Below are 220 nucleotides of genomic sequence, written 5' to 3' on the forward strand. Positions count from 1 at the left end.
CTTCACGGCGAAGCGTAGGCTGCCGAAGAAGGCCGGGATTGATGACGAGTAGAGATCCTTGTTGCAGTCGGCCCAGCGCGCGGTTGGCGCGCGAGACTCTGTTCCAGGTTGGCGTGACGAGGTCTGGTGACGTCGTCAACGGGTAGGCAGCGAACGCGACATGCTCGTATCGCTCGCCACGTCCGTCGGTGCCGGAGATCGGAACCAGCGCGCCTACGGG

The sequence above is a fragment of the Microbacterium sp. Leaf351 genome, assembly GCF_001423825.1.
Lineage (GTDB): Bacteria > Actinomycetota > Actinomycetes > Actinomycetales > Microbacteriaceae > Microbacterium > Microbacterium ginsengisoli.